At 72.1% G+C, this 24566-nt stretch carries 22 protein-coding genes; 12 read left to right on the forward strand and 10 right to left on the reverse strand.

Annotated elements, in window-relative coordinates:
- Nucleotides 1-122: 122 nt before the first annotated feature.
- The 4 genes from OHS58_RS09155 to fusA all read left to right on the forward strand — a co-directional run bounded on the left by OHS58_RS09155 (nucleotide 123) and on the right by fusA (nucleotide 9537).
- Nucleotides 123-3731 (forward strand): discoidin domain-containing protein, encoded by a 3609-nt coding sequence (locus tag OHS58_RS09155; RefSeq protein WP_328647885.1) that lies wholly within the window; start codon nucleotides 123-125, stop codon nucleotides 3729-3731.
- Nucleotides 3732-3828: 97 nt separating this feature from the next.
- On the forward strand, nucleotides 3829-5475 hold the full coding sequence (locus tag OHS58_RS09160; protein ID WP_326950283.1) for a PucR family transcriptional regulator: 1647 nt from the start codon (nucleotides 3829-3831) through the stop codon (nucleotides 5473-5475).
- Nucleotides 5476-5825: 350 nt separating this feature from the next.
- Nucleotides 5826-7265, forward strand: a complete 1440-nt coding sequence (locus OHS58_RS09165) for a M4 family metallopeptidase (protein WP_328647886.1) — start codon at nucleotides 5826-5828, stop codon at nucleotides 7263-7265.
- Nucleotides 7266-7581: 316 nt separating this feature from the next.
- The gene (gene fusA, locus OHS58_RS09170) at nucleotides 7582-9537 is read left to right on the forward strand and encodes an elongation factor G (protein WP_328647887.1); all 1956 of its coding nucleotides are present in this window, start codon (nucleotides 7582-7584) and stop codon (nucleotides 9535-9537) included.
- Nucleotides 9538-9586: 49 nt separating this feature from the next.
- Here fusA and OHS58_RS09175 read toward each other — a convergent pair whose 3' ends face one another.
- The 3 genes from OHS58_RS09175 to OHS58_RS09185 all read right to left on the reverse strand — a co-directional run bounded on the left by OHS58_RS09175 (nucleotide 9587) and on the right by OHS58_RS09185 (nucleotide 12225).
- Nucleotides 9587-10792, reverse strand: a complete 1206-nt coding sequence (locus OHS58_RS09175; protein ID WP_328647888.1) for a cysteine desulfurase-like protein — start codon at nucleotides 10790-10792, stop codon at nucleotides 9587-9589.
- A 19-nt stretch (nucleotides 10793-10811) separates the two neighbouring features.
- Nucleotides 10812-11933 (reverse strand): acyltransferase family protein, encoded by a 1122-nt coding sequence (locus OHS58_RS09180; RefSeq protein ID WP_328647889.1) that lies wholly within the window; start codon nucleotides 11931-11933, stop codon nucleotides 10812-10814.
- A 67-nt stretch (nucleotides 11934-12000) separates the two neighbouring features.
- Nucleotides 12001-12225, reverse strand: coding sequence for a hypothetical protein (locus OHS58_RS09185; protein WP_328647890.1), 225 nt, complete (start codon nucleotides 12223-12225; stop codon nucleotides 12001-12003).
- Nucleotides 12226-12349: 124 nt separating this feature from the next.
- Here OHS58_RS09185 and OHS58_RS09190 point away from each other — a divergent pair, with 124 nt between their 5' ends.
- On the forward strand, nucleotides 12350-13588 hold the full coding sequence (locus OHS58_RS09190; RefSeq protein WP_328647891.1) for a glycosyltransferase 87 family protein: 1239 nt from the start codon (nucleotides 12350-12352) through the stop codon (nucleotides 13586-13588).
- Here OHS58_RS09190 and OHS58_RS09195 read toward each other — a convergent pair.
- Nucleotides 13539-13964 (reverse strand): DUF4383 domain-containing protein, encoded by a 426-nt coding sequence (locus OHS58_RS09195; protein ID WP_326950277.1) that lies wholly within the window; start codon nucleotides 13962-13964, stop codon nucleotides 13539-13541. The two genes, OHS58_RS09190 and OHS58_RS09195, sit on opposite strands and share 50 nt — an antisense overlap.
- Nucleotides 13965-14069: 105 nt before the next feature.
- Here OHS58_RS09195 and OHS58_RS09200 point away from each other — a divergent pair, with 105 nt between their 5' ends.
- The gene (locus OHS58_RS09200; protein WP_326950276.1) at nucleotides 14070-14519 is read left to right on the forward strand and encodes an SRPBCC family protein; all 450 of its coding nucleotides are present in this window, start codon (nucleotides 14070-14072) and stop codon (nucleotides 14517-14519) included.
- Here the strand turns inward: OHS58_RS09200 and OHS58_RS09205 are convergent.
- Both OHS58_RS09205 and OHS58_RS09210 read right to left on the reverse strand, forming a co-directional pair.
- The gene (locus tag OHS58_RS09205; RefSeq protein WP_328647892.1) at nucleotides 14501-15706 is read right to left on the reverse strand and encodes an FAD-dependent oxidoreductase; all 1206 of its coding nucleotides are present in this window, start codon (nucleotides 15704-15706) and stop codon (nucleotides 14501-14503) included. The genes OHS58_RS09200 and OHS58_RS09205 overlap by 19 nt on opposite strands.
- Entirely contained in the window at nucleotides 15703-16146 is a 444-nt protein-coding gene (locus OHS58_RS09210; protein ID WP_328647893.1) for a nitroreductase/quinone reductase family protein, read from the reverse strand. Before OHS58_RS09210 ends, OHS58_RS09205 begins: the two co-directional genes overlap by 4 nt.
- Before the next feature lie 77 nt (nucleotides 16147-16223).
- Between OHS58_RS09210 and OHS58_RS09215 the strand changes: the two genes are divergently transcribed.
- The 3 genes from OHS58_RS09215 (at nucleotide 16224) to OHS58_RS09225 (ending at nucleotide 18591) form a co-directional block, all read left to right on the forward strand.
- The gene (locus OHS58_RS09215; protein ID WP_326950273.1) at nucleotides 16224-16673 is read left to right on the forward strand and encodes a MarR family winged helix-turn-helix transcriptional regulator; all 450 of its coding nucleotides are present in this window, start codon (nucleotides 16224-16226) and stop codon (nucleotides 16671-16673) included.
- Between the two features lie 84 nt (nucleotides 16674-16757).
- Nucleotides 16758-17876 (forward strand): DICT sensory domain-containing protein, encoded by a 1119-nt coding sequence (locus tag OHS58_RS09220; RefSeq protein WP_328647894.1) that lies wholly within the window; start codon nucleotides 16758-16760, stop codon nucleotides 17874-17876.
- Between the two features lie 244 nt (nucleotides 17877-18120).
- The gene (locus OHS58_RS09225) at nucleotides 18121-18591 is read left to right on the forward strand and encodes a hypothetical protein (RefSeq protein WP_328647895.1); all 471 of its coding nucleotides are present in this window, start codon (nucleotides 18121-18123) and stop codon (nucleotides 18589-18591) included.
- Here the strand turns inward: OHS58_RS09225 and OHS58_RS09230 are convergent.
- Nucleotides 18567-19502, reverse strand: a complete 936-nt coding sequence (locus OHS58_RS09230; protein ID WP_328647896.1) for an AraC family transcriptional regulator — start codon at nucleotides 19500-19502, stop codon at nucleotides 18567-18569. The genes OHS58_RS09225 and OHS58_RS09230 overlap by 25 nt on opposite strands.
- Before the next feature lie 83 nt (nucleotides 19503-19585).
- Between OHS58_RS09230 and OHS58_RS09235 the strand changes: the two genes are divergently transcribed.
- Nucleotides 19586-20299, forward strand: a complete 714-nt coding sequence (locus OHS58_RS09235; RefSeq protein ID WP_328647897.1) for a class I SAM-dependent methyltransferase — start codon at nucleotides 19586-19588, stop codon at nucleotides 20297-20299.
- Nucleotides 20300-20349: 50 nt separating this feature from the next.
- Here OHS58_RS09235 and OHS58_RS09240 read toward each other — a convergent pair whose 3' ends face one another.
- Nucleotides 20350-21048, reverse strand: coding sequence for a hypothetical protein (locus tag OHS58_RS09240; protein WP_328647898.1), 699 nt, complete (start codon nucleotides 21046-21048; stop codon nucleotides 20350-20352).
- Nucleotides 21049-21271: 223 nt separating this feature from the next.
- Between OHS58_RS09240 and OHS58_RS09245 the strand changes: the two genes are divergently transcribed.
- Complete coding sequence (locus OHS58_RS09245; RefSeq protein ID WP_328647899.1) at nucleotides 21272-22339, forward strand: hypothetical protein; 1068 nt, start codon at nucleotides 21272-21274, stop codon at nucleotides 22337-22339.
- A gap of 16 nt (nucleotides 22340-22355) precedes the next feature.
- Here OHS58_RS09245 and OHS58_RS09250 read toward each other — a convergent pair whose 3' ends face one another.
- Entirely contained in the window at nucleotides 22356-22892 is a 537-nt protein-coding gene (locus OHS58_RS09250; protein WP_326952804.1) for an EF-hand domain-containing protein, read from the reverse strand.
- A gap of 128 nt (nucleotides 22893-23020) precedes the next feature.
- Nucleotides 23021-23614, reverse strand: a complete 594-nt coding sequence (locus tag OHS58_RS09255) for a TetR family transcriptional regulator (RefSeq protein ID WP_328647900.1) — start codon at nucleotides 23612-23614, stop codon at nucleotides 23021-23023.
- Between the two features lie 96 nt (nucleotides 23615-23710).
- Here OHS58_RS09255 and OHS58_RS09260 point away from each other — a divergent pair, with 96 nt between their 5' ends.
- Nucleotides 23711-24538 (forward strand): SDR family NAD(P)-dependent oxidoreductase, encoded by an 828-nt coding sequence (locus tag OHS58_RS09260; RefSeq protein WP_328647901.1) that lies wholly within the window; start codon nucleotides 23711-23713, stop codon nucleotides 24536-24538.
- Nucleotides 24539-24566 lie beyond the last annotated feature (28 nt).

Consider the following 24566-nt stretch of genomic DNA (forward strand, 5'->3'; position numbering starts at 1 on the left):
GTCTTCTTGACCGTCCCCGCGAGCACGGCGGATGCTCACTGGCAACGTTGTCAGTCACCGGCGCCGACACCCCGCGAGGGCCCGCGCCGTGCGTGACTGCCGCTTCGAGAACGGGAGTTTCCATGGCGGAGGAGTACGGCATCGGGGCCGGCGTCGCACCGGTGGAGGTGGCTTCGGTGTCCCGGCGGAACCTCCTGGCCGTCGGTGGCGGGCTGCTGGCCGGGTTCGGCCTGGCGGCCGTCCTGCCGGGCGGGGTCGCCTCGGCCGCGCCCGCGGCGGTCGACGGCCGGGCCGCCCGGACCGACCTGGCGTTGTTCCGGCCGGTCCAGGTGTCCTCGACCGACTACGCCGCCACCCCGGCCGAGTTCGCCGTCGACGGCCTCGCCCAGGTCGGCGTCCGCGGCTCCGGCTGGCGCGCCACCCCCGGTGACGGTCAGTGGATCGTCGTCGACCTGCAGGGCCAGTGCCGGATCGACGCGGTCGTGCTGACCTTCGAGGCCAAGCCGGGCGACCCGGCCCTCGACCTCGGCGCGTCCCGCACCCACACCGTCGGCGACGAGGTCTTCTCCAGCTACGCGGTGGCCTTCGACCTCGACGTCTCCGGTGACGGCAAGGCCTGGCGCACGGTCCACCACACCGACGCCGGCACCGGCGGCGTCGTGACGATCCCGGTGTCCGCCACGGCCCGCTGGGTGCGGTTCACCGCGGCGAGCCGCTCGACCACGAACCCGCTGGGCCTCAACGGTTTCCAGGTGTTCGGCACCAGCCGCGACCACCGGCCCGCGGTCCGCGGCTGGACCAGCTTCCCGGTGCGCCCGCACGACGACCCGCCCGCGCTCGCCGTCGCGCCCGACGGCACCGTGCCGCTCGAGTCGGGCTGGGTGCTCACGATGGACGACTGGACGCCCACCGGGGACGGCGCCGCGCTGTCCGGCGCGTCGGTCGACACCCGCGGCTGGCTCCCGGCGACCGTGCCCGGCACGGTCCTCGCGTCGCTGGTCGAGCAGGGCCAGCTGCCCGACCCGGTGTCCGGCATGCACAACATGCACGTCCCGGAAGCGCTTTCCCGGCACGCCTGGTGGTACCGCCGCCGGTTCTCGCTCCCGCGTGGCCTCGACACCTCGCCGGGCCGGCACGTGTGGCTGGAACTCGACGGCGTCAACCACGAGGCCGCGATCTGGCTCAACGGCGCGAACATCGGCACGCAGAGCCACCCGTTCGGCCGCGGCGCCTTCGACGTCACCGCGGCGCTACGCCGCTCCGGCGACCAGGCCCTCGCCGTCAAGATCTCGCCGATGCCGCGGCCCGGCAGCCCCGGCGACAAGGGGCCGGCCGGGCAGTCGTTCGTCGACGCCGGCAGCACGATGTTCGACAACTCGCCGACCTACCTCGCGGTGTCCGGCTGGGACTGGATGCCGGCGGTGCGCGACCGCGCGGCGGGCATCTGGGACCACGTCCGGCTGCGCTCGACCGGCGCCGCCGTGCTGGGTGACGTGCGCGTCGACACCAAGCTGCCCGACGCGACCACCGCCGAGGTCACGCTCACCGTGCCGGTGCGCAACGCCGCCGCCACCGCGCAGCGGATCAAGGTCTCCGCCGCCTTCGGCCCGGTGAAGGTGTCGAGCACGGTCACCGTCCCGGCCGGGCAGGCCACCGACGTCGTCTTCCCGGCTCAGCAGGTGAAGAACCCGAAGCTGTGGTGGCCCAACGGGTACGGCGACCCGAACCTCTACGACCTGACGCTCACCGCCGCGATCGGCGCGTCGACCAGCGACCGCCGGACGGTGAAGATCGGCCTGCGTCAGATCGGTTACCGCTACGACCTGCCGATCGTCATCGCCGACGGCCGGGCCACCCAGACCGTCGACCTGGCCCCGCAGAACGCCCGGTACGTCCGGATGCAGGGCCTCAAACGCGCCACCGGCTGGGGCTTCTCGCTCTGGACGATGTCCGTTGTGGACAGTGCCGCACCGGAAACGGACCTGGCGAAGGGTGGGACCGCGACGTCGTCGTCGGTCGCGGACGGCAACCCGCCGGAGAACGCCGTCGACGGCGATCCGAACACGCGCTGGACGTCGGCCTACGACGACAACCAGTGGCTGCAGGTCGACCTCGGCGCGGCGACGGCGTTCGATCGCGTGGTCTTGACCTGGGAGACGGCCTACGCGGCGACGTTCACCGTCCAGGTCTCGGCCGACGGCCAGACCTGGACCGACGCGGTGTCGGTGGACAACAGCCCGAAGCCGCTGACCTTCCTCGTCAACGGCGTCAAGGTGTTCGCCCGCGGCGGCAGCTGGGGCTGGGACGAATTGCTGCGCCGGATGCCGCAGGAGCGGACCGACGCCGTCGTGGCGATGCACCGCGACATGAACTTCACCCTGATCCGCAACTGGGTCGGCTCGTCCTACCGCCAAGAGCTGTTCGACGCGTGCGACAAGTACGGCATCCTGCTGTGGAACGAGTTCTGGGACGGCTGGTCGACCGACCCGGCCAACCACGACATCTTCCTCGCCCAGGCGAAGGACACCGTGCTGCGCTACCGCCACCACGCGTGCGCGACGGTCTGGTTCGGCTGCAACGAAGGCACCCCGCCGGCGGTGATCGACTCCGCGCTGCGCGAGATCGTCACCACCAGCACCGACCTGCTCTACCAGGGCAACTCCGCGGGCGGCGTGATCACCGGCGACGGCCCGTACCGCTGGCTCGACCCGAAGCAGTACTTCACCGGCGAGGCGACCGGCGGCAAGCACGGGTTCTGGAGCGAGATCGGGCTGCCGACCGTGTCGGTCGTCGAGAGCATGCGCAACCTCGTCGGCGAGGGTGACGCGGGCTGGCCGATCGGCGCGCCGTGGTTCCTGCACGACTGGTCGACCAACGGGAACCAGTCGCCGCAGACCTACCTGGCGGCCATCGACGCGCGCCTGGCGCCGTCGACGAGCCTCGCGGAGTTCTGCCGCAAGGCCCAGTTCGTCAACTACGAGAGCATGCGCGCGATCTTCGAGGCGTGGAACACGAAGCTGTGGGCCGACGCCACGGGTGTGCTGCTGTGGATGTCGCACCCGGCGTGGCACAGCACGGTCTGGCAGACCTACGACTACGACCTCGACGTCAACGGCAGTTACTACGGTGCCCGCAAGGGGTGCGAGGCGCACCACGTCCAGGCCGACCTCTCGACGTGGCAGGTCCGGGTGGTCAACCACACGCCGGCCGCACTCAGCGGCGTCACGGCGTCCGCGCGGCTGTACGGGCTGGACGGCGCCCCGCTGGGAGCGGCGCGGCAGCAGAAGGTCGACGTCGCCCCGATCGAGGCCACGGACACGTTCACGGTGCCCTTCGACGCGGCGCTGCCGGACCTGCACCTGCTGCGGCTCACGCTGACCGACGCCCACGGCGCGGTGCTGTCGGAGAACACGTACTGGCGCTACCGGACCGACACCGCGATGCGGGCGCTCAACCAGCTCCCGGGCGCGCAGCTGACGACGTCGCTGCGGCCGGACGGCGCCGGCTACGTCGCGACAGTGCGCAACACCGGCCGGACCGTCGCGGCGATGATCCGGTTGTCGCTGCGGGAGCGCAACGGGAAGGATCGGGTGCTGCCGACGCGTTACGACGACAACTACTTCTGGCTGCTGCCGGGGGAGAGCCGCACGATCCGCGTCGACCCGACGCGCCGGGTGCCGCAGGCCCGGCTGCAGGTGGAGGCGTACAACGTCGCGGCGAAGCTGAGCTGACGTCCGGCCTCCGGGTTCGTCGGTTTCGACGAACTCGGGGGCTGATTTCGTCCGTGCCGACGAACTAGGCTGGCAGCGACACGCCTAGCTTCGGGAGGTGCTCGTTTCCGTGAACCTGCGCCCGCACGCCAGCCTCGGCCGCGTCCTCGACGACCTGGGCGGCACCCTCCTGGACCTGGTGCTCGGGGACGGCGACCGGGCCGGCGGCATCGGCGGCGTCGCCATCCACGACCCCCTCGACGAACCGGCGCTGCCGCAGCACGCCCTGGTGCTCGGCGTCGGCCTCGGCGACCCGGACGAGGTCGTCCGGCAGCTGCGGATCCTGGCCCGCCACGACGCCGCGGGGCTCGTCCTGCGCGCGCCGGTCACGGTGACAAAAGCGGTCACCGCCGCCGTCGAAGAGACCGGCGTCGCGCTGCTGTCCCTGACGCGCGGCGCGTCCTGGACCCAGCTCGCGGCGATGCTGCGGTCGCTGCTGGCCGAGGGCGACGTCGGCGACGCCGAGCCGGAGACCCTCGCCGGGCTGCCGTCGGGCGACCTGTTCGCCGTGGCCAACGCGATCGGGGCGCTCATCGACGCGCCCGTCACCATCGAGGACCGCCGCTCCCGCGTGCTGGCCTTCTCCGGGCGGCAGGACGAAGCCGACCCCTCGCGCGTCGAGACCATCCTCGGCCGCCAGGTCCCCGAACGGTTCGCGCGCATGCTGTCCGACCGGGGCGTGTTCCGCGAGCTCTACCGCACCGACAAGCCGGTGTACGTCGACCTGCCCGTCGAACGCCTCGACGGGCTGACGATGCCCCGCGTGGCCGTCGCGGTCCGGGCCGGCGACGAGATCCTCGGCTCCATCTGGGCCGCGGTGTCCGAGCCGCTGACCGCCGACCGCACCCAGGCGCTCTGCGACGCCGCTCGCCTGGTGGCGCTGCACATGCTGCGCGTCCGGGCGGGCGCCGACGTCGAACGACGCCTCCGCGCGGACCTGCTCAGCACGGCGCTCGAAGGCGGGGCCGCCGCCCGCGAGGCGCTGAGCCGGCTCGGCCTGGCCGACCAGCCGGTCGTCGTGCTGGCGCTGGCCGTGCTCGACAGCGGCGAGGCCGCCGACGCCGGCCTCGCCACCGAACGGCAACGCCTCAGCGACGGCCTGGCCATGCACCTGAGCGCCGTCCACCCGCGCTGCGCGGCCGCCCTCGTCGGCGACACGGCCTACGGCCTGGTCCCGGTGAGCCGCGACGCCGACGGCGAACAACGCGCGATGCGCATCGCCCGGGACTTCCTGGACCGGGTGGGCGACCGCGTCCGCGCGGTCGTCGGCATCGGCCCGGTGGCCCGCAGCGCGGCCGAGCTGCCGGAAGCGCGTGACAGCGCCGACCGCGCGTTGCGGGTGCTGCGCACGGGCAGCGGCGCGGGCCGTCGCGCCGCGCTGCTGGCCGACGTGCACGTCGAGGCGTTGCTGCTGGAGCTGCAGGACCTGGTCGCCGCGCGGGGTGACCGCCCGACCGGCACGGTCGCCCGCCTCCTGGAGTACGACGAGCTGCACCACGCCCACCTCGTCGAGACGCTCCGGGCCTGGCTCGACGCCTTCGGCGACGTCATCGCCGCGTCGGCCGCGGTCCACGTCCACGCGAACACCTTCCGGTACCGCCTCCGCCGCCTGGCCGAGGTCGGCGGCTTCGACATGACGGACCCGGAAGCCCGCTTCGCGGCGATGCTCCAGCTCCGAGTGGTCGCCCCACCCCCCACATCCTGAGCCCCGCCGGCCGACACGCGTGATCCGAGAGCCGACACGCGTGATCGAAGGGTCAACACGCGTGATTGAAGGGTCAACTCGCGTGATTGGGGAGTCGACACGGCGCGTCCGCCCGGGCTTCGCCGTGTCGACCCTTCAATCACGCGAGTTGGCGTCCTAATCACGCGAGTTGGCGCTCCGATCACGGGGGTGTGCTGCCGGGGTCGTCCGAAATGTCGGTGATTTAGCAACCGTTACCCGACCCCAGATGGTCAGTTACATACTTTCAGCCGGTGTGCTCACCCTTCGGGGCATGTGAACCTGCACGGACTTCACGTCAGGTGATCAGACCTTCCACGGAGGTGTACCGGGTGTCACGCAAACGGGTCATCGTTGGGACAGCGACAGCGAGCGCTGCCCTCGTCGCGGTATCGCTGGTCGTGACCGGCTCGCCGGCGTCCGCGACCATCGCGCAGCCGTCGATGCGCGCGATGAACGCCCAGGCGATGCCGTTCGGCAGCGTGCTGCGGTCGCAGCAGGAGATCGGCGGGGTGCCGGTCTTCGGCGGGCAGACCGTCCAGATCCGCGACAAGGCGGGCGCGGTGCTCGCCACGCACGGGCGGACCACCAAGAAGACCGAGGGGATGTTCCCGGCGAGCGACGCGGGGGCCGCCGACGCGGCCATCACCGACGTCGCGAAGCGCACCGGGCTCGCGAAGACGGCGCTGAAGGCCGACGCGCCGCGCGCCTACTGGTTCGACCCCACGCTCGGCGGGGCGAAGGGCGACAGCGTCGCCGTGCCGACCTACCAGGTCACCGTGCACGGCCAGAAGTTCCAGGACAAGTGGACCGAGGTCGTCAAGGCCGGCACGCCGCAGGTCCTGACCTCGTGGTCCGAGGTCCGCGAGGCGAACCGCGACGTCTGCGACGCCAACCGCAAGGTCGTCAGCGGCACCACCGACTCGGTCCGCTGCGGCACCGCGTTCGACGTCGCCCGCAAGGAAGGCGCCGCCGAGTCGAGCGTCGAGGACGTCAACCACGTCTACGACTTCTTCGGCCAGGCCTCGGACTTCTACTCGAAGTACGTCAACGTCGACCTGACCGGCTTGATCGGGGCCGACTACAGCGACGGGACCGGCAAGGCCCTGCGCGGCACCGTCCGGATCTGCGTCGACGGCGAATGCCCGTTCGCCAACGCCTTCTGGGACGGCGAGCAGATGGCCTTCGGCGAGGGCGTCACCACCGACGACATCACCGGCCACGAGCTGACCCACGGCGTCACCCAGGCCACCTCCGGGCTCAGCGGCGGCCAGGCCGACTCGATCAACGAGGGCCTCTCGGACGTCTTCGGCAAGTTCATCGGCATCACCTCGAACGACCCCAACGACACCGGCGGCAACCGCTGGCTGCTCGGCGCGGGCTCGTCGCTCGGCGCGATCCGCAACATGCAGGACCCGCGTTCGTCGCTGTCCCCGCAGCCGGACATGGTCAACGGCCCGGGCTGGGAGACGAACAACCCGGACGAGCACATCAACGACGGTGTCGTGAACAAGGCCGACTACCTGATCACCGACGGCGACACGTTCAACAACCAGACCGTGCGCGCGCTCGGCCTCGACAAGTCGGTCCAGGTCTGGTGGGGCGTCGAGAACACGCTGACCCCGAGCGCGACGTTCAAGGACGTCGGCGAGGCGCTCAACTCCTCCTGCGCCGCGCTGGCGAAGGCGGGCACCGCGGGCATCACCGACGACGACTGCACCCAGGTCGCCAACGCGGTGAAGGCGACGCAGCTCGACCAGGACCCCAGCTGATCCCGAGCTGACCCGCCGAAAAGGCCACCCCGGCAACCGTCCGGGGTGGCCTTTCGGCTTTCACGGCCCGAAAACCGGTTGGTGCCCGGCGGGGCCGTCGCTACGCTGCCCCGGAACCGCACACCCGCGCCGAACGAGAGGAGCCCGCCATGCGTCCGCGCATCGCCGTCTCCCGTTCGCGCTTCGAGGTGATCCTGGTGTCTTCGGGCCCGCGGTGCCGGCCGCGCGGCTGACACCGGACCCGTGACAAACCTTTGTGGACAGTCACGCGGAATCGCGCTGCCCTGAACCGGATCTTCCGCCAAAGGACTGCACCGTGCGCACCTCGAACCTCGACAACATCCGCAACCTCGGCATCCTCGCCCACGTCGACGCCGGCAAGACCACCGTCACCGAACGGATCCTGCACCGCACCGGCGTCATCCACCGGACGGGCGAGGTCCACGACGGCACCACCGTCACCGACTTCGACCCGCAGGAACGCGACCGCGGCATCACCATCTTCGCCGCGGCCGTGAGCTGCGCGTGGGCCGGGCACCGCCTCACCCTCATCGACACGCCCGGCCACGTCGACTTCACCGACGAGGTCGAGCGCTCGCTGCGGGTGCTCGACGGCGCCATCGCCGTGTTCGACGCCGTCGCGGGCGTCGAGCCGCAGAGCGAAACCGTGTGGCGCCAAGCGGATCGGCACGGCGTGCCGCGGATCGCGTTCGTCAACAAGCTGGACCGCGCGGGCGCCGACCTCGACGCCGCCGTCGAGTCGATCCGGCGTCGCCTGCACCCGGCGCCGCTGGTCGTGCAGCTGCCGATCGGGCGGGAGGACGGCTTCACCGGCGTCGTCGACCTGCTGCGCCCGCACGCGGTACCCGACGAACTGAGGGAGGAGACTCAGCGACGCCGTCGCCGGCTGGAGGAGGCCGTCGCCGAGCTGCACCCGGTGGCACTGGACGAGTTCTGCGCCACCGGGACCGTCTCGGCGGAGACCCTCGAGAAGGCCCTGCGCGACCTGACCCGCACCGGCGACGGTCTTGTGGTGCTGTGCGGCTCGGCCTACCGCGACCGCGGCATCGAGCCGCTGCTCGACGCCGTCGTGGCCTACCTGCCGTCGCCGGCCGACGTCACGCCGGTGCGCGACGACCGGCCCGCCGACCCGGCGGCGCCGCTGGCCGCGCTGGTGTTCAAGGTCGTCGCGACGGCCACCGGCCGGCTGACGTCGGTCCGGGTGTACTCGGGAACGCTGCGGAAGGGGGAGCAGGTGCTGGACGCCGGAACCGGGCGCACGGAACGGATCGCGCGCATCCTGCGCGTCCAGGCCGACCGGCACGCCGAAGTGGGCACCGCGGTGGCCGGTGACATCGTCGCGCTGGCCGGGCCGAAGGCGGCCCGCGTCGGCGCCACGCTGTGCGTGCCGGGCGACCCCGTGCTGCTGGAACCGCCGGTGGCGGCGGACCCGGTGGTCTCGGTGGCCGTCGAGGCGCGCCGGTCGGCCGACGGCGAGCGGCTGGCGTCGGCGTTGGCGCGGCTGGCCGAGGAGGACCCGTCGCTGGTCGTGCGGACCGATCCGGAGACCGGCCAGACGCTGCTGTCGGGGCTTGGCGAGCTGCACCTGGAGGTCGCGGTGGAGAAGCTGCGGCTGACGCGCGGCCTCGAAGTCGCCGTCGGGCGGCCGGAGGTCGCCTACCGGGAGACCGTCGTGCGCGGGGTGTCGGGGCTGGTTCACCGGCACGTCAAGCAGGACGGCGGTGCCGGGCAGTTCGCCCACGTCGTGCTGGACGTCGAACCGCTCGACGACGGGTTCGAGTTCGCGTCGGCGATCGTCGGCGGGCGGGTGCCGCGCGAGTACGTGCGCGCGGTCGAAGCCGGCTGCCGCGACGCCCTGGCCGAGGGCCCGCTGGGCGGGCACCCGGTGACCGGCGTGCGCGTCACGCTCGTCGACGGCGCCACGCACGTGAAGGACTCGTCGGAGCCGGCGTTCCGCGCGGCGGGCCGGTTCGGGCTGCGGGAAGCGTTGCGCGCCAGTGAGATGCGGCTGCTGGAGCCGGTCGCGTCAGTCGTCGTCACGGTGCCGGACGACGTCGTCGGCGGCGTGCTCGGCGACCTCGCCGCGCGCCGGGGCCGGGTGGCCGGCTCGGCCGTGCGGTCCGGCACCGCGGTGGTCACGGCCACCGTGCCGCTCGCGGAGCTGTTCGGCTACGCGAACCGGCTGCGCAGCCGGACGCAGGGCCGTGGCACCTTCACGGCCCGCCCGTCCGGTTACGCCCCGGCGCCGTAACGGTCGTGAGTGCGTAACAGTGTTAGAACACTGTTACGCACTCACGACCTCAGCCGACGGCGAGCGCGGCCACTCCGGCCACGAGGCGGTCGACGTCGGTTTCCGTGGTGTACGGGGCGATTCCGGCCCGGACCGCGCCGACGTCGGCGATCCCGAGGTGACGGGCGGTCTCGATCGCGTAGAAGGTGCCCGCGGGGGCGTTGACTCCCTGCTCCGCCAGGAAGCCGTACGCCGCCGTCGGCGCGACGTCCTTGATCGAGAACAGCACGGTCGGCGTGCGGTTCCGGTCGGGTGCGCCGTACCGGGTGACGCCGGGGATGGCGGCCAGGCCCGTTTCCAGGCGCGTGAGCAGCAGGTTTTCGTGCTCCTCCAACGCCTTCAGCGACCGGGCGAGCCGATCGCGGCGCAGGCCGGGACCCTCGACGAGGTTCGAGAGGAAGTCGATGGCCGCCGTCGTCCCGGCGAGCAGCTCGTACGGGAGGGTGCCCAGCTCGAAGCGCTCCGGCACGACGTCCGTCGAGGGCAGCAGCTTGTCCGGGTGCAGCGTCTCCAGCAACGCCGGCGCGGCGGCGACCACCCCGAGGTGCGGGCCGAGGAACTTGTACGGCGAGCAGGCGTAGAAGTCCGCGCCCAGCGCGGCGACGTCGACGACCGCGTGCGGCGTCAGGTGGACGCCGTCGAGGTAGAGCAACGCGCCGGCGTCGTGCACGGCCGCGGCGATCGCGGGCACATCGGGCCGGGTGCCGAGCAGGTTGGACGCGGCGGTGACGGCCACGAGCCGGGTCCGCTCCGACAGCAGCGAGGCGACGGCGTCCGTCGCGAGCACCCCGGTCGCGGGGTCGAAGTCCGCCCAGCGCACGATCGCGCCGACGGCCTCGGCGGCCTGCACCCAGGGGCGGATGTTCGCGTCGTGGTCGAGCCGGGTGACGACGACTTCGTCGCCGGGGCCCCAGTTCTTGGCCAGCGTGCGGGCGAAGTCGTAGGTCAGCTGCGTCATGCTCCGGCCGAAGACGACGCCGTCCGGGGACGCGGCGAGCAGGTCGGCCACGGCCTGCCGGGCCCGGGCGACGACGTCGGAGGCGCGCCGTTCGGCGGGGGTGACGAAGCCGCGGTTGGCGATCGCCGAGCACAGCGTCCCGGCCACCGCCTCGCCGACGACGTCGGGGACCTGGGAACCGCCCGGTCCGTCGAAGTGGGCGGCGCCCTCGGTCAGCGCGGGGAAGTGCTCGCGGATCTTCTGCACGTCGTAGGCCACCCGGCCAGCATGCCGGGTATCAATGAAGCTGGCGAGCCCTCGTGGGCACCGGCGGCGGGACCGCGGGCCGCTTCGGCGCGGGCGCGCGCAGGTGCCGCCGCAGCCGCTGGGTCGGTTTCTCGACGTAGCTCCAGGACAGCTGCCCGACGACGTAGGCGCTGGGCAGCGCCAGCAGGATCAGCAGCCACACCTCCCGCACCCCGGCGAAGATGAACAGCTGCTGGATCGGGAAGCCCCAGATGTAGGTGCCGTAGCTGCCGTAGACCCACGGCCCGGCCGCCTCCAGCCGCTTCGGCCAGTGCATCGCCAGGGTGATCGCGCCGTAGGCCGCGCTGAGCGCCAGCGCGTACCGGCTCGCCGGCGTCTGGCTCAGGCCCAGGTAGGCGGCGAACAGGATCCACGCGTACAGCGGCCGGAACGGGATCTTGCCGCGGTAGCTGTGCAGGATCACGCCGATCACGAACGGGACCAGGAACGACACCGTCGACCCGATCGGCACGACCAGCAGCGAGCCGCCCAGGCCGTGCTGCTCGAACGTCGCGTGCAGCACCGTGTCCGTGTAGACCATGCCGCCGAGGACCAGGAACAGGAACCAGCGCGGCATCCCGATCAGGATGATGATGCCGACGACGAGGACCAGCGCGTAACCGAGCAGCTCCATCGGCAGCGTCCAGAGCGCGCCGTTGACGGAGAACGGGTACGGGTTGCCGCTGAACACCCCGGGCAGCTCGTGCTGCATGTAGAACAGGACCGTCGTGCCGACCAGGTAGCGCCAGGTCTGGATGTGCGTCCAGTAGTCGTGCGCCGGCCAGATCGTCACCAGCGGGCCGATGACGAACACGGTCACCACCAGCACCACGACCAGCGGCGGCATGATCCGCAGCAGCCGCCGCGCGGAGAAGCGCCACCACGACGGGTCGCGCGCCCAGCTGTCCTGGATCTGGTAGCCGCTCATCGCGAAGAACCCCATCAGCGCGATGTAGCCCGGCGACATGTGCCAGGACGCGGGGAAGATCGTCAGCCGGTCCGGGTGCAGCAGCGGCATGCTGTGATCGACGATCACGGTGATCGCGCCGATCATCCTCAGCCAAGCGAAACCGATGTTCGGGTCGGCGTGAATCTTTGGCGAGGTCTTCGGCACGGTGGCCGATGTTAGCCCATCCGTCTGGTGGGGTTACGCCGAACGGGGTGGAAATCCCGGTTACCCGTCACCGGCCCCGGTTGCGCGCGTGGTTGCGGGCCTGCCGCTCGTTGCCGTGCTTGTAGTTGCCCGTCGCTTTCGCCATCACCAGCTGCGGGTCGTCCTTCTCGACGGCCGTCAGGAAACGCGCCGCGGCGCCGCCGCGGAGGGTGCCGGCGGGACGGCCGTGGTGGGTGATCGTCACGGTGCCGCGCTCGTCGACGTCGTAGGCGAAGCCGCCCGGAATGCCCATCGGCCCAGGTTGGCCGGTCCGCTCACGCTCGGCAACCGGATTTCCCCGAGGTGGATCCGGGGGATACCCGGATGGCGCAGTCGTGGGGAACCGCCAGAATGCGGGGAGACGAAGGGGGAGCGGGGTGCGGCGATGGCTGGGGAACAAGTACGTGCTGCTGGGGGCGCAGCTGCTCCTGCTGGTGCCACTGCTGGTGTCGGTCACCGGCGGCCGGTTGCGGTTCCCCGCGTACCGCGTCGACCTGGACGTCTACCGGCTGGGCTCGACGGCGCTGCTGCACGGCGACGCCCTCTACGGCACGCTGCCGCAGACCCAGGACGGGCAGTTCCTGCTGTTCACCTACCCGCCGTTCGCGGCGATCGTGCTGACGCCGCTCACGGTCCTGCCGTACTGGCTCGCCTGTCTCCTGCTGACGCTGCTCACGCTCGGCCTGCTGGCCGTGGTCCTCTCGACCGTGCTGGGCGCGCTCGGCGTGCTGCCGCCCGGGCTGCGCGGCTGGCGCCGGATCACGGCCGTGCTGCTGCTGGCCGAGGTGCTCGAACCGGTTCTGCGCACGGTCTACGCGGGCCAGATCGACCTGCTGCTGCTCGCCCTCGTGGTGCTCGACGTCCTCGTGGACACCCCGAAGTGGCCACGCGGCCTGCTGATCGGCATCGCCGCCGCGGTGAAGCTGACCCCGGCGGTGTTCCTGCTGTACTTCCTGCTGCGCCGCGACACCCGCGCCGCGGTGACCGCTGTCGTGACGTTCCTCGCCGCGACGGCGCTGGGCTTCCTGCTCGCCGGCGCGGACTCGGTCCGGTACTGGACGGGCGCGCTCTGGGACACCGGCCGCGTCGGCGAGCCGACCTACGCCGGCAACCAGTCGCTGCTGGGCCTGCTGGCGCGGGCCGGCGTGCCGGCGGATGCGCGGACGGCGTGGTGGCTGCCCCTGGTGGCGGTCGTGCTCGTGCTGACGGCGTGGGGCGTGCGACGCGCGCTGGCCGCGGGGGAGCGCACGATCGCGCTCGGTGTCAACGCCGTTGGCGGCCTGCTCGTCTCGCCGATCTCCTGGACGCACCACTGGGTGTGGGCCGTGGTCGTGCTGCTCGGCTGGGCGGAGCTGGCGCGCCGCACCCGGCGCCGTGGCTTCGCGGTGTTCGCCGGGGTGGGCGCAGTTCTGTTCGTCGCGGGCCCGCAGTGGTGGTGGCCACGCGGGGAGCAGGTCGAGCGCCACTGGACCTTCGTCCAGCAGCTGACCGGGAACGGCTATGTCCTCTTCGGACTCTCGCTGCTGCTCACCGCGGTGGTGGTGCGGTTCCCGGGCCCGGAATTCCTCACCGCTCGCTCGGCGGTGCGTACCGGAGCCAGCCCGCTCCGAGGATGACCATCGCCGTGCCGAACCCCAGTGCGAGGCAGACGCCGGCGCCGTTCATCGGCATGACGTCGGTGACGGCGTCGGGCAGCGGGAGCAGGCCGGCGATCCCCAGTACGACGTAACAGATCCCGCCCACGAGCAGGAACCGGCTCGCCAGCCCGGCGGACCGGGTGCAGAACACAGCGGCGGCGCCGGTCAGCAGGTGCACGAGCGTCCACACCCCGGACACGGCGAACACACCGAAGAGCTGGTTGTCGGTGGTGACCCCCGGGATCAGCTCGCACGCGCCGAGCACGAGGAACAGCAGGCCGATCAGCATGCCGATGCCCTGCACGGGGGCCGGTCCGGGTTTCGGCACCGGGGCCGCGGGTTCGATGGGCGTCATGTGATCCGGGTTCCCCGCCGGTGGCCGTGTCAATCGCCCCACGGGGTGTGGACGCACCGCGCGCGGGTAACCCGCCCGGGACCGCGAACGCCCCGAGGAGCCCCGATGACCGAGTACCGGTACACCGCCACCGCCGACCTGCCCGCCGACGAGCTGTTCTCCTTCCTCAGCCACCCGGAGAACCTGCCGCGCTACTTCCCGGCGATGAAGGTCGCCGAGCCGACCGGTGGCGAGAGCGTGCACGTCGAAGCCGAGGTGCACGGTCACCGCGTCGAGAGCGAGGCGTGGCTGCACACGGACGCGGCCACGCGCACGCTGACCTGGGGTGCCGAGGGCCCGGACGACTACCACGGCGAGCTGCGCGTCGCGGACGCCGGAGCGGCGTCGGCCGAGATCACCGTCACGCTGCACAGCGTCCGCGAAGCCGACGGCGGTGAAGTCCAGAAGGGCCTCGAGCAGACCGTCGCGGCGATGACCCACGCGGCGACGGCGGACGCCGACGTCGACGCGGCCGAGAGCCAGGGCGGCTGGGCGTCCTACGACGAAAGCCGCTGAGCCAGGACGGACTCGTCGAGTTCCGGCGGGTACGGGCCGTAGGCGTTGCCGCGCGCGCCGCGGGTGCGCAGCGCCGGGATCGCGAACAGCGCCCGCAGGAATCCCGGCGGTGCCGCGCTCTTGCCGCGGGCGCGGGCCGCGGCGGACCGCCGTTCGACGCGCACCTGGTCGGCCTGGACGCGTTCGATCGCCCGGATCCGGTCGGCCTGCACCGCGGCCAGGTCCGGGGTTTCCCCTCGGCGCAACGCCGGGACCAGCCGGTTCGCCGCCGCGACGGCGTCCTGGATGGCCATCAGGATCCCGTTGCCGCCGACCGGGGAGATGACGTGCGCGGCGTCGCCGAGCAGCAGCAGGCCCGGCCGGTGCCAGCGCTCGACGCGGGAGATGTCCACCGACAGCAGCGTGGTCTGCGTGAAGTCGGTGAGCAGGTGCGCCCGGTCGGCGAGCCACGGCACGCGCTCCCGCAGGAACGCGCGGATCGGCTCGACACCGCCTTCGCGCAGCGCCGCGTAGGAGCCCTTCTCGATGCTGTAACCGACCTGCCAGTCGTGGACGCCACCGAGGACGCCGACGTAGGCGTCGCGCCCGAAGTACAGGTCGAGGTCGGCGTCGCCCGGGTCGGCCGGGGAGCGCGGCAGCCGGAACCAGAGCAGGTCCGTCGTGGCGCCCAGCGACTTCGCCGGCAGCCCGGCCAGGCGGCGCACCGTGGAGAACCGGCCGTCGGCGCCGACGACGAGCGACGCCGTCAGCTCGCCGCCCCGGTAGCGGACGCCGGTCACGGTCCCGGCGTCGTCCTCCAGGAGCCCGGTGACCTTGGCGCTCGTCCGCAGGGTGAACGTCGGCAGCGCGCTCGCGCGCTCGGCGAGGAAGTCGAGGAACCGCACCTGCGGCATCAGCGCGACGTAGCCGAACGGCGTCGGGAGGCGGTCGTAGTCGGCGCAGCTGTACACCCCGCCCGGGGTGTGGAAGCGGAACGAACGCGCCTTGAAGTGGTCGAGTTCGAGGAGGTCGTCGGCCAGGCCCAGCCGGTCGAGCAGTTCGAGGGTGTACGGGTGCAGGGAGTCGCCGCGGAAGTCGCGGTCGAAGCCGGCGTGCGACTCGAGGACGGTGACCTCGACGCCGGCCCGGGCGAGCAGGTAGCCGAGCACCAGCCCGCCGGGACCGCCGCCGACGACGGCGACATTCACCGCTTGTCCTTGTCCGACAAGCGGAAGACCGCCATGGCCGGCAGGTGCTCGCGGATCTGGGCGGGGGTCGCGTCCTGCGCGACGGGGAACGCCTTGATCGCCCACGGCACCGACATGGCCGCCAGGTACGTCGCGACGACCTCGGCCGCCTCCGCGCCGCTCGCCTCCTCGGCGTGGCACTCCTGACGTCCGGCCGCCGACAGCAGCGCGCACTCCGGCGTCCCGGCGAGGTTGGCGACCCAGTCGCGGTCGCGGACCGGGGAGACGAGGTAGTGCCGCCCGGACCGGGCGACCACCGCGAGCGGGACCTGGCGCGGCGTGCCGGTGCTGCGGCCGCGCGTCTCGACCACGCGCAGCGCGTACCCGCCTTCGGGCGGCGTCTCGGCGGGGGCGTCGCTCAGCTTCGCCGCCATTTCGGCGTTCATCGCACGGATGTCCACGGAGGTGCCTCTCGTCGGGGTCGCTAGACAATCTAGCAACATTCGCTAGATTGTCTAGCGACCCCTAGGATGGCCGGGTGGAAGACAGCTCCGTCGCGTTGCGGGTGAACCTCGCCCTGCGGGAACTCCTGGCGCTCGCGCACGACGTGCAGCAGGCCCTCGCCCGGCGGCTCGCGCTCGGCCCGACCGACGTGCAGGCCCTGCAGCACCTGGCGGGCGGCGGCCCGATGGGCACCGTCGACCTCGCGCACGCGCTCCGGATCCGCTCGGCGTCGGCCACCGTGCTCGTCGACCGCCTCGAAGCCGCCGGGCACGTCCGCCGCGGCCCGCACCCGAGCGACCGGCGCCGGATCACGCTCACCGTCACCGACCCGGCGCGCGCCGAAGTCCGGGCGGCGCTGGCACCGCTCGTCGACGCGATCACCGCGCTCACCGAAGGCCTCGAACCGGACCACGCCGAGAGCGTCGCGCGTTTTCTGGGCGCCACCACGGAAATCCTGCGTTCCTACGCCGCCGGGCCCGGCTGACGTTCACTCCATTGTGTGGCTAGCCGGTCACGGCGAGTTCTTCTACGGTGGTTGTCTCCCTTCCCCCGGCGAGAGCGATCCCCGATGCCCGACGTGTCCTCGGCCCGCGCCGGCGTGCTGTCCAAACGCGCGCTGGTGACCGCGTCCCACGCGGTCGAACGCGCGGCGCTGGCCGAAGGCACCGGCGCGGACACCGTGGTGTTCGCGCTCTTCCAGCGGCTGCCGTACTTCGAGCGGGAGCGCGAGGTGTACGCGCGGATCGCGCGCACTGCGGCGGTCACGGTCGTCGGCATGGTCGACTCGGGCCGCCCGGACCTGCCCCACGGCGTCACCCCGGTGCTGCTGCGCCCGGACGAGCCCATGGCGCGCGAGTGGTCGGTCGCGGTCCTGTCGCCGACGTTCGGCGCGTCCGTGGTGGCGCAGGACCTCGACGAGGTCGACCCGCGGGCGACGTCGGTCGAGTCGGCGCGGCTGTTCCGCGGCCGCTGGGGCCTGCGCCGCGACGAGGCGTACGCGGAGATCGTCCGGCTGCGCGACGCGCTGGGCGACCGCCTGCCGCCCGCGGTGCGGCACAAGGTCGGCGAAGTCCTCGCGTCAGTGGCCGCGCCGGCGGCCGTCGACGTCGAAAGCCGGGCGGAGGCCGCGCTGCGGCACGTGGCGTCGCGGCTGGAGGCGCTGTCGCCGGTGGCCGCGGGACCGGTCGACGCGGAGACGGGGCTGGCGACGCTGGCGGGCATCACGCCGTGGCTCGGCGACCCGACGGACACGGTGCCACTCGGCTTGGTGCTGGTGACGGTCGACGACCTGACCACGGTGGAACGCCGCCACGGCAACCGGATCCGGATGCACACCGAGCAGAACATCGCGGACCTGCTCCGTGACGGCCTGCGCCCGCTGGACCGTGCGGTGCGCCTGGGCCCGGGCGAGTTCCTGGTGGTGCAGCCGGTGGTGGGCCCGGACGAGCTGACCGACCGCAGCCTCCGCCTGGAACGCCGGCTGGCGGCCCTGCACGCGACGTACCCGTTCGTCGACCTGCACCCCCGCACGACGACGATGCTGACCCGCCGCCGCCCGCTCCCGCTGAACACGTTGCGAAGCCGGCTACGCCACATCCCGGCGACGACGCTGTGGCCCCCGAGCCAGGGATCACTGCCGATAGCACCCCGAAGCCCAGCCACCCGCGGCGGCGGCTGGTTCCGCTGAGCCCACCCAGACCAACCGGCGGCGCGGGGTCGTGAGCGGGAAACAGTGTTCTAGCCCTGTTTCCCACTCACGACCGCCTCCGCGGCCATCCCGCCCCGCAGTTCTCCTAGGTCCGTGGTTAAGTAACTTGCGTGTCGACCAACAAGTATGTGTAGGGTGGGTGGCGTACCGACGCCCAGGAGGAGCCGTGAAGTCCGAGTCGCGCATCGCGGAACTCTTCGAGCGCTACCGGCCGGAGTGGTCGGTGCAGACGATCTCCGACAGTGCCGGAATGCCCGCCCGCTACTTGCAGTCGTGGGTCACGCCGGAGGCGACCGGCCGGCCGATCGCACCCCCGCCGAAGACCGTCCTGCTGCGGTTGGCGGCGGCGCTGGGTGCGGACGTCACGACGGTCCAGCAGGCGTTCACGGCCGTCTGGAGCACCCTCAACGGCGGTTGCTGGAACCATTTCGCCCCGGGCGACCGGGTGCTGGTGTTCAGCGAGCCCGACCCGGCGACCGGCAGCCGGCGAGTCCGGCGTGGAACGGTGCTCGACCCGCTTTCACCCGACCTCATCAGGATAGATTTCGGGGGAGAGGGACACGGGGAGTTCTCGCCGGCCGATCCGGTGCGGGTCTGCCACGTAGCCGGTACCTGCCAGTGCGTGGTGACGATCTCGTCGAGAAAGCCCTTTCCCGCGACGATCGATGGTCAGGGCCAAGCCCGCTGGGCGTGACGCCAGCGCTGCGGGGTGATGCCGTAGCGGTCGCGGAAGCGGCGGACGAGGTAGGTGGCGTCACGCAGGCCGGTCCGGGTGGCGATGGCGTCGAGCGGCAGGTCGGTTTCGCGCAGCATGCGCCGGACCTCGGTCATGCGCCGTTCGGTGATCCACTCGAGCAGGGGGCGGCCGGTGCGCTTGCGGAGCACGGTCGTGAGGTGTCCTGGGGTGTAGCCGAGCGCGCGGGCGACGTCCGCGGCGGAGACCGGTTCCCGGAACGTCGCTTCGATCTCGGCGAAGACCCGTTCGGTGAGCGGATCCGGCGCGCTCGGAGCGGACGGTGCCAGTCGCGCGGCCGCGACCAGGAGCCGGGTCAGCAGCGCGGCGACGGCCTCGTGGGCGCCGAGCCGGTCCGGGTCGGCCAGCTCCCCGGCCAGGTCCGCCAGCCACGCCGACCAGCTCGCCCGGTCTGGCCCGGCGACCCGGCCGGGCGCCGCGCCGGGGGCGAACAGGGCGAGCAGCGGGTGGTGGGCCCAGGCCAGCGGGGAGACCGAGGCCAGCGCGGGGACGGCGTCCGGCGTGAACGCGACCGACCACGCGCGGCTGCGGGCGAGTTCGGTGACGGCGGCGACGCCGATGACCTGCCCGGGAGGCACGGCGTGGACCTCGCCGGCCCGCAGCGGCCGTTCGGTGCCGTCGACGGCGAACGAGCCGGTGCCTTCCTCGACGTAGACCAGGACGAGGAAGTCGTGGGCGTGCCGGTGGTCCGGCGGAAGGTGGGCGTGGGCGTCTTCGGTGTCGAAGCGGACCACCGAGACCGGCGGCACGCCGGGCCGCTGCCGGTGGCGGTAGACCGGCGTTCCGTCGGGTCGCACCGTGCGCAGCACCGCGGAGTGCCGTGACGCGTCACCACCCGAAGAATGTCCCACGCCGGCCAACGTACCTCCCGCCGCGGAACCACAGGATGTCCAAGACTGGAGGCAGACGACACCGACCGCGCAGGGAGCACTCCATGGCCACGACGGACGTACGGTTCTTCGATCAGCGCACCCCGCAGGAGCGGGACCGCTCGTTCCTGCCGGGCATGAGGAAGACCTGGCTTCTCCCGTTCTACGACGTCTTCACGCGGTTCGCCGGCGTCGGAGCGTTGCACGAGCGGCTGGCCGATCTTGCCGGCATCGAGTCCGGGCAGGCGGTGGTCGACGTCGGCTGCGGCACGGCCAACCTGTCGCTGGCGGTGCTCGCGTCCCAGCCGGGTGCCCGGGTGACCGGTCTTGATCCCGACGGAGACGCCCTGCGCCGGGGCATGCGCAAGGCCCGCCGCCGGGGCGTATCCCTGACGCTCGTTCAGGGATACGCCGACCGGATCCCCGCCGAAGACGTGTCGCTCGACCACGTGATCTCGTCGTTGGCCCTGCACCACCTCGACGACGACGGGCGGGTGGCGTTCGCACGCAACGCGTTTCGCGCGCTCCGACCGGGCGGGCGGGCCACGATCGCCGACTTCGCCGGCGCCCCCACACACGGCCATGGCCACGGCCGGGCCCTTCGGCACCTGCCCCGTGTTCTACGTCATCGGGGAGCGCGGAACCCGGCCGTGGCCCGTGGCAATGGCGTCGTCACGCTGCTGAAAACCGCCGGGTTCGGTGACGCCAGGGAGATTGCGCACGCCGACCACCGGCTCGGCCGGATCACTTTCGTGCAGGCAACCCGTCCCTCGAGCTGAACGGTGCAAGCGGCCCGTCCCTCCGGCGGCCTGCCGGCTCGCGATACTGCTCAGGACACGAGCTGGCGCAGGGGCCCGTTGTCATCGGCGAAGTTGCGGGTGCTCATGGCCTGGACTCCGGCGTTGTGTTCGCCGTTGAACGGGGTGACCGTGCCGGGGCAGCCCGCCTTGACGGCGTCGGCGGGCGAGTTGAACCAGAAGCCGACGTGGAAGGTGTGAATCGGCGCGAAGGCCGGATTGCTCGCCGCGTCCTGGGGGTGGACCACCGGCGCCGGTGCGGTGTTCGGTGCCACCGCGAAGGTCTCGACGTTGAACCGGCCGATCACGGAGACCGACGCGGTGCCGTCGTCGCCGGATTCCAGGTCGCTCTGGTACCACGACACGCCGAACGGCGCGTTCGGTACCTGGGTGATGAACAGGTCGAAATCGGTGTCGGGCGGCAGTCCGGTCGCGCGCAGGGTCATGGTTTCGTTCTGTCCGTGCGTCACCACCCGTACTTTCGCGGTGGCCGCCGCGAGGCAGTTGGCGTTGGCGGCCACGCCCGACCGGACCATGGCGAAACTGATGCTGCTGTCCGCGGCGTCGGCCTGGGTGGTGACCAGGACTCCGGCGCCGAGCACGGTCACCGCGCCGACGGCCGCGGCTGCGATGGGAAGTCTGCGAAATTTCACGGTGATCCTCCGGATCGTGGATTGCTGCCAGGTGAATGTCGTGATGCGGCAAGGGCTCTGAGCGAGGGGCGTGCACATTGGCTTTCCCCTGCGGATGTGCCGCTCACCCCCTGACGGTGCCACTCGCCGTCGACAATCCGTCGACAGTGCCGGTACCCGGCATTGCCAGGCCGCGACCGTTGCCGTGGTCCGGAAATGACTGACCGCGCCCGGGCCGGAAAGCACCGATCGGTCGAGAGTCAGGCCGGCGGCGAACCGGTAACGTCGGTGACCGGTTCGCCGTCGAGGGAGGGCTTGTCCCGTGCCGTACACCCATTTCCGGTACATCGCCTACGAAGTGCCGACGGCGACCAACCGCACCGACGTCGCCGGGCCGACGCTCGCCGGACTGCCGCCCGGCGGCCTGTGCGACGCGATCCCCGACATCCCGGTGGCGGGCCCGCGCGGGACGACGGCCGACTGGTTCGTCCGGCTCCGGCGGCTGGCCGCGGTGGTGCACATCGCGCAGATGAACGTCCGCGACACCGACGATCCGTCGACGCTGAAGGTGTTCGTGGCGCCGGAGTTCTACTTCCGGCCGGCCGACCCGGCCACCCACCACACCTACTCCACCGAGGAGTACCTGGCCACCTGGGACGCCCTGGACCGGATGTTCCACGCGGTGCGTCTCAAGAACTGGCTGATCGTGCCGGGCTCGGTGCTGTGGCACTCCGACACGATGGTCCACGGGCAGCGCACCTTCTACAACTCCGTGTGGCACATGCGTGGCGGCGTCGGCACCGGTGAGGCGAGGCGCATCGAGAAGCGGTTGCCGTCGGGGCTCGACGGCATCCCGATGGCCTTCGCGGTGGGGAAGACCGCCGAGCTGCAGGCGGCCTACGCCGAGAAGGAGCTGGTCCGGGAGCGGTTGTTCGAGGTCGACGCGAACACCACCGTGGGCGTCGAGATCTGCCTCGACCACGCGGGCTCGGTCCAGGTGCTCAAGAAGACGCTGGCCGAGCGCCAGGGCGACCCCACCGACAGCTGGAAGCGCGGCGGCCCGTCGCTGCACGTGCTCACCGCGGGTGGCATGCCGATCGTGCCGGGCTCGGTCGTCGCCCGCCCAGGCGGTTATCTCCTGCGCAACGACGGTTACGCCGACCCGCCGCTGTCGGAGCTGCGCAAGGTGACCGGCTACCGGCTCACGAGCGGCGCGCCGGCCCAGGCCTGGACGGACAAGTCGATCGCCACCCTGGAGCCCGATCCCGGCGACGCCTTCGAACTCCCGCTGCGGGGCGACGCGCTGCTGGTCCCCGGCCTGCCGGGGCCGGGGACGTACGACATGCCGGCCCAGCGGCTGCGGATCTACCCCGCGAAGCCGTTGCCCTGAGCCCGGACGGGGCGGGTCAGCCGAGCAGCCGGATGTCCGACCGTCCGTAGTGGAACTCGCGGACGGCGATGACGAGTTCGTCCACGGTGAGGCGGCCGTCGCCGTCGAGGTCGATGCGGTCGAACGTGGCGTCGGAGTCGGCGTCGCTCAACCCGACCGCCGGACCGAGCCAGCGGCGCAGTTCCACCTTGCTCACGTACCCGTCGCGGTCGGTGTCGCACAGGTCGGCGATGGCGGCGATGGTCGGGCGGAGCAGGTCTTCGAACCCGCTGTCGCCGCGTTCGTACATCAGTTCGCGGTTGGCGGAGAGGTACTGCTCCTGGTTCATGGCGCCGTTCGGGCCGACGCCCGCGGCTTCGGCCTGGCGTTGGTACATCGCGAGCAGGGCGTCGCGGACGGCCCGGCCGCGGTCGCTGGTCGTTGTTTCACCGAAGGCCTCGACGATGCGGCGGGCTTCCGCGTCGTAGTCGGTGCGATCGATGACGCCGTCCCCGTTGGCGTCCCACTTCTCGAATCGCTGGACTTCGTGCTCGGTCCTCAGGGCGGTGGTCATGGTTCAGAACTCTAGGACCGGCGGCCGGTATCGGGCAGTCGCACGAAAGGTGGACCGGATCGCCGACGGTGTTTCCCTGGCGGGTCGGCACTTCACGGACGGTGAGCCGGCCCGGAAAGCCCGACGGCTCAACGGGGATTTCCCACGGCGCCCACCGCGCGGTCGTACAGCTCGGCGAGGTCGGCGGCACCGTCGGACTTCGCCCAGATCTGGCCGGCGACGTCCAGGCAGGCGATGGCGCTGGCGACGATCGCGTCGGCCGCCGGGTCGGTCGCGTCGCCGGCGTCGACGCCGAGCCGTAGCCGGATGTTCGGGACGAGCTGCTCCTGCCACTGAAGGTGCTTCTCGATGCTGCGCGCCCTCAGCGACGGGGTGTCGTACATCATCTTGGCGATCTTGAGCCCCACTTCGGACTGCAGCCCTTCGCCGTCGACGCGCCAGAGCGCTTCCCGCAGCGCCTCCCAGGGCGGCACCGACACGGGGATGCTCTCCAGGATGTCGCGCACGAGCGCGCCCTGGTTCGCCAGATCGCCGAGGACGATGTCTTCCTTCGTCCCGAAGTAGCGGAAGAACGAGCGCCGCGAGATGCCCGCGGTCGCCGCGATCTGATCGATCGTCGTCCCGTCGAACCCCTGCTCGAGGAACAACGTCATGGCGACGCGCGTGATCTCCGCGTACGCCGCCTGGCGCGATCGGGTCCAGAGGTCGTCCTGCTTGGCCATGGACGCGATCATACACCGAGCGCCAGGTTGACACTGAGTGCCAGGCGGGCATACGGTGACTTGGCCAGTCGGCCGATCAACCCCTGGGAGAACCCGATGCCGCGACCGGACTACCGCAGCCAGACCGTCATCGTCACGGGAGCCAGTTCCGGCATCGGCGCCGCGTTCGCACGCGCCCTGGCCGCCCGGGGCGCGAACCTGATCCTGGTGGCGCGCCGGCTGGACCGCCTTCAGGAGCTGGCCGCCGAACTGGAGCGGAAGCACCGGGTCACCGCGACGGCGATCGCGCTCGACCTCACCTCGCCCACGGTCGGCCCGGACCTGAAAGCGGCGGTGGCCGACGCCGGGCTCACGGCGACCAGCCTGATCAACAACGCCGGGTTCGGCACGTTCGGCGAGTTCGCCGGCGAAGACCCGGCCCGCCTGACCCAGGAGATCGCGGTCGACGTCTCCGCCCCGGTCCAGCTGAGCTCCGCGTTCCTGCCGTACATCGTTGCGGCGCAAGGCTTCCTGATCAACGTCGCCAGCATGGCCGCCTACACGCCGACGCCGCGGATGGCCGTCTACGGAGCGACGAAGGCGTTCGTCCTCAGCTTCACCGAATCGCTCTGGGCCGAGCTGCGCGGCAGCGGAGTCATCGCGTTCGCTCTGTCCCCAGGAGCGACGAGCACCGAGTTCAACGCCGTCGTCGGCACCGACGACGCCACCGCGGGAGCCAAGGCGCGCACCCCCGAGAACGTCGTCGCCACCGCGTTGTTGCACCTGGAGAGCCGCAACCCCGGCCCAAGCACCATCGACGGCCGATCAAACCGCATGGGCGCGACCTTCAGCCGCCTGATGCCCCGCCGGGCCAGCGTCACCATGATGCACCGCCTGACGGATCCGTCCCGCCGAGCGAGCACGAAGAAGCACGCAACGGCTTGACGGACCGGCTCCAGCAGCCGGGTGGGTC

The organism is Amycolatopsis sp. NBC_00348 (assembly GCF_036114655.1).
In the GTDB taxonomy this organism is placed as follows: Bacteria; Actinomycetota; Actinomycetes; order Mycobacteriales; family Pseudonocardiaceae; genus Amycolatopsis.

Bases quoted from the DNA above. Each gene is read 5' to 3' on its own strand.
- OHS58_RS09155 (WP_328647885.1), top strand. From the start codon at position 123: ATGGCGGAGGAGTACGGCATCGGGGCCGGCGTCGCACCGGTGGAGGTG.
- OHS58_RS09240 (WP_328647898.1), bottom strand. From the start codon at position 21,048: ATGTGCACGCCCCTCGCTCAGAGCCCTTGCCGCATCACGACATTCACC.
- OHS58_RS09250 (WP_326952804.1), bottom strand. From the start codon at position 22,892: ATGACCACCGCCCTGAGGACCGAGCACGAAGTCCAGCGATTCGAGAAG.
- OHS58_RS09220 (WP_328647894.1), top strand. From the start codon at position 16,758: ATGCCCGACGTGTCCTCGGCCCGCGCCGGCGTGCTGTCCAAACGCGCG.
- OHS58_RS09255 (WP_328647900.1), bottom strand. From the start codon at position 23,614: ATGGCCAAGCAGGACGACCTCTGGACCCGATCGCGCCAGGCGGCGTAC.
- OHS58_RS09185 (WP_328647890.1), bottom strand. From the start codon at position 12,225: ATGGGCATTCCGGGCGGCTTCGCCTACGACGTCGACGAGCGCGGCACC.
- OHS58_RS09235 (WP_328647897.1), top strand. From the start codon at position 19,586: ATGGCCACGACGGACGTACGGTTCTTCGATCAGCGCACCCCGCAGGAG.
- OHS58_RS09200 (WP_326950276.1), top strand. From the start codon at position 14,070: ATGACCGAGTACCGGTACACCGCCACCGCCGACCTGCCCGCCGACGAG.
- OHS58_RS09195 (WP_326950277.1), bottom strand. From the start codon at position 13,964: ATGACGCCCATCGAACCCGCGGCCCCGGTGCCGAAACCCGGACCGGCC.
- OHS58_RS09260 (WP_328647901.1), top strand. From the start codon at position 23,711: ATGCCGCGACCGGACTACCGCAGCCAGACCGTCATCGTCACGGGAGCC.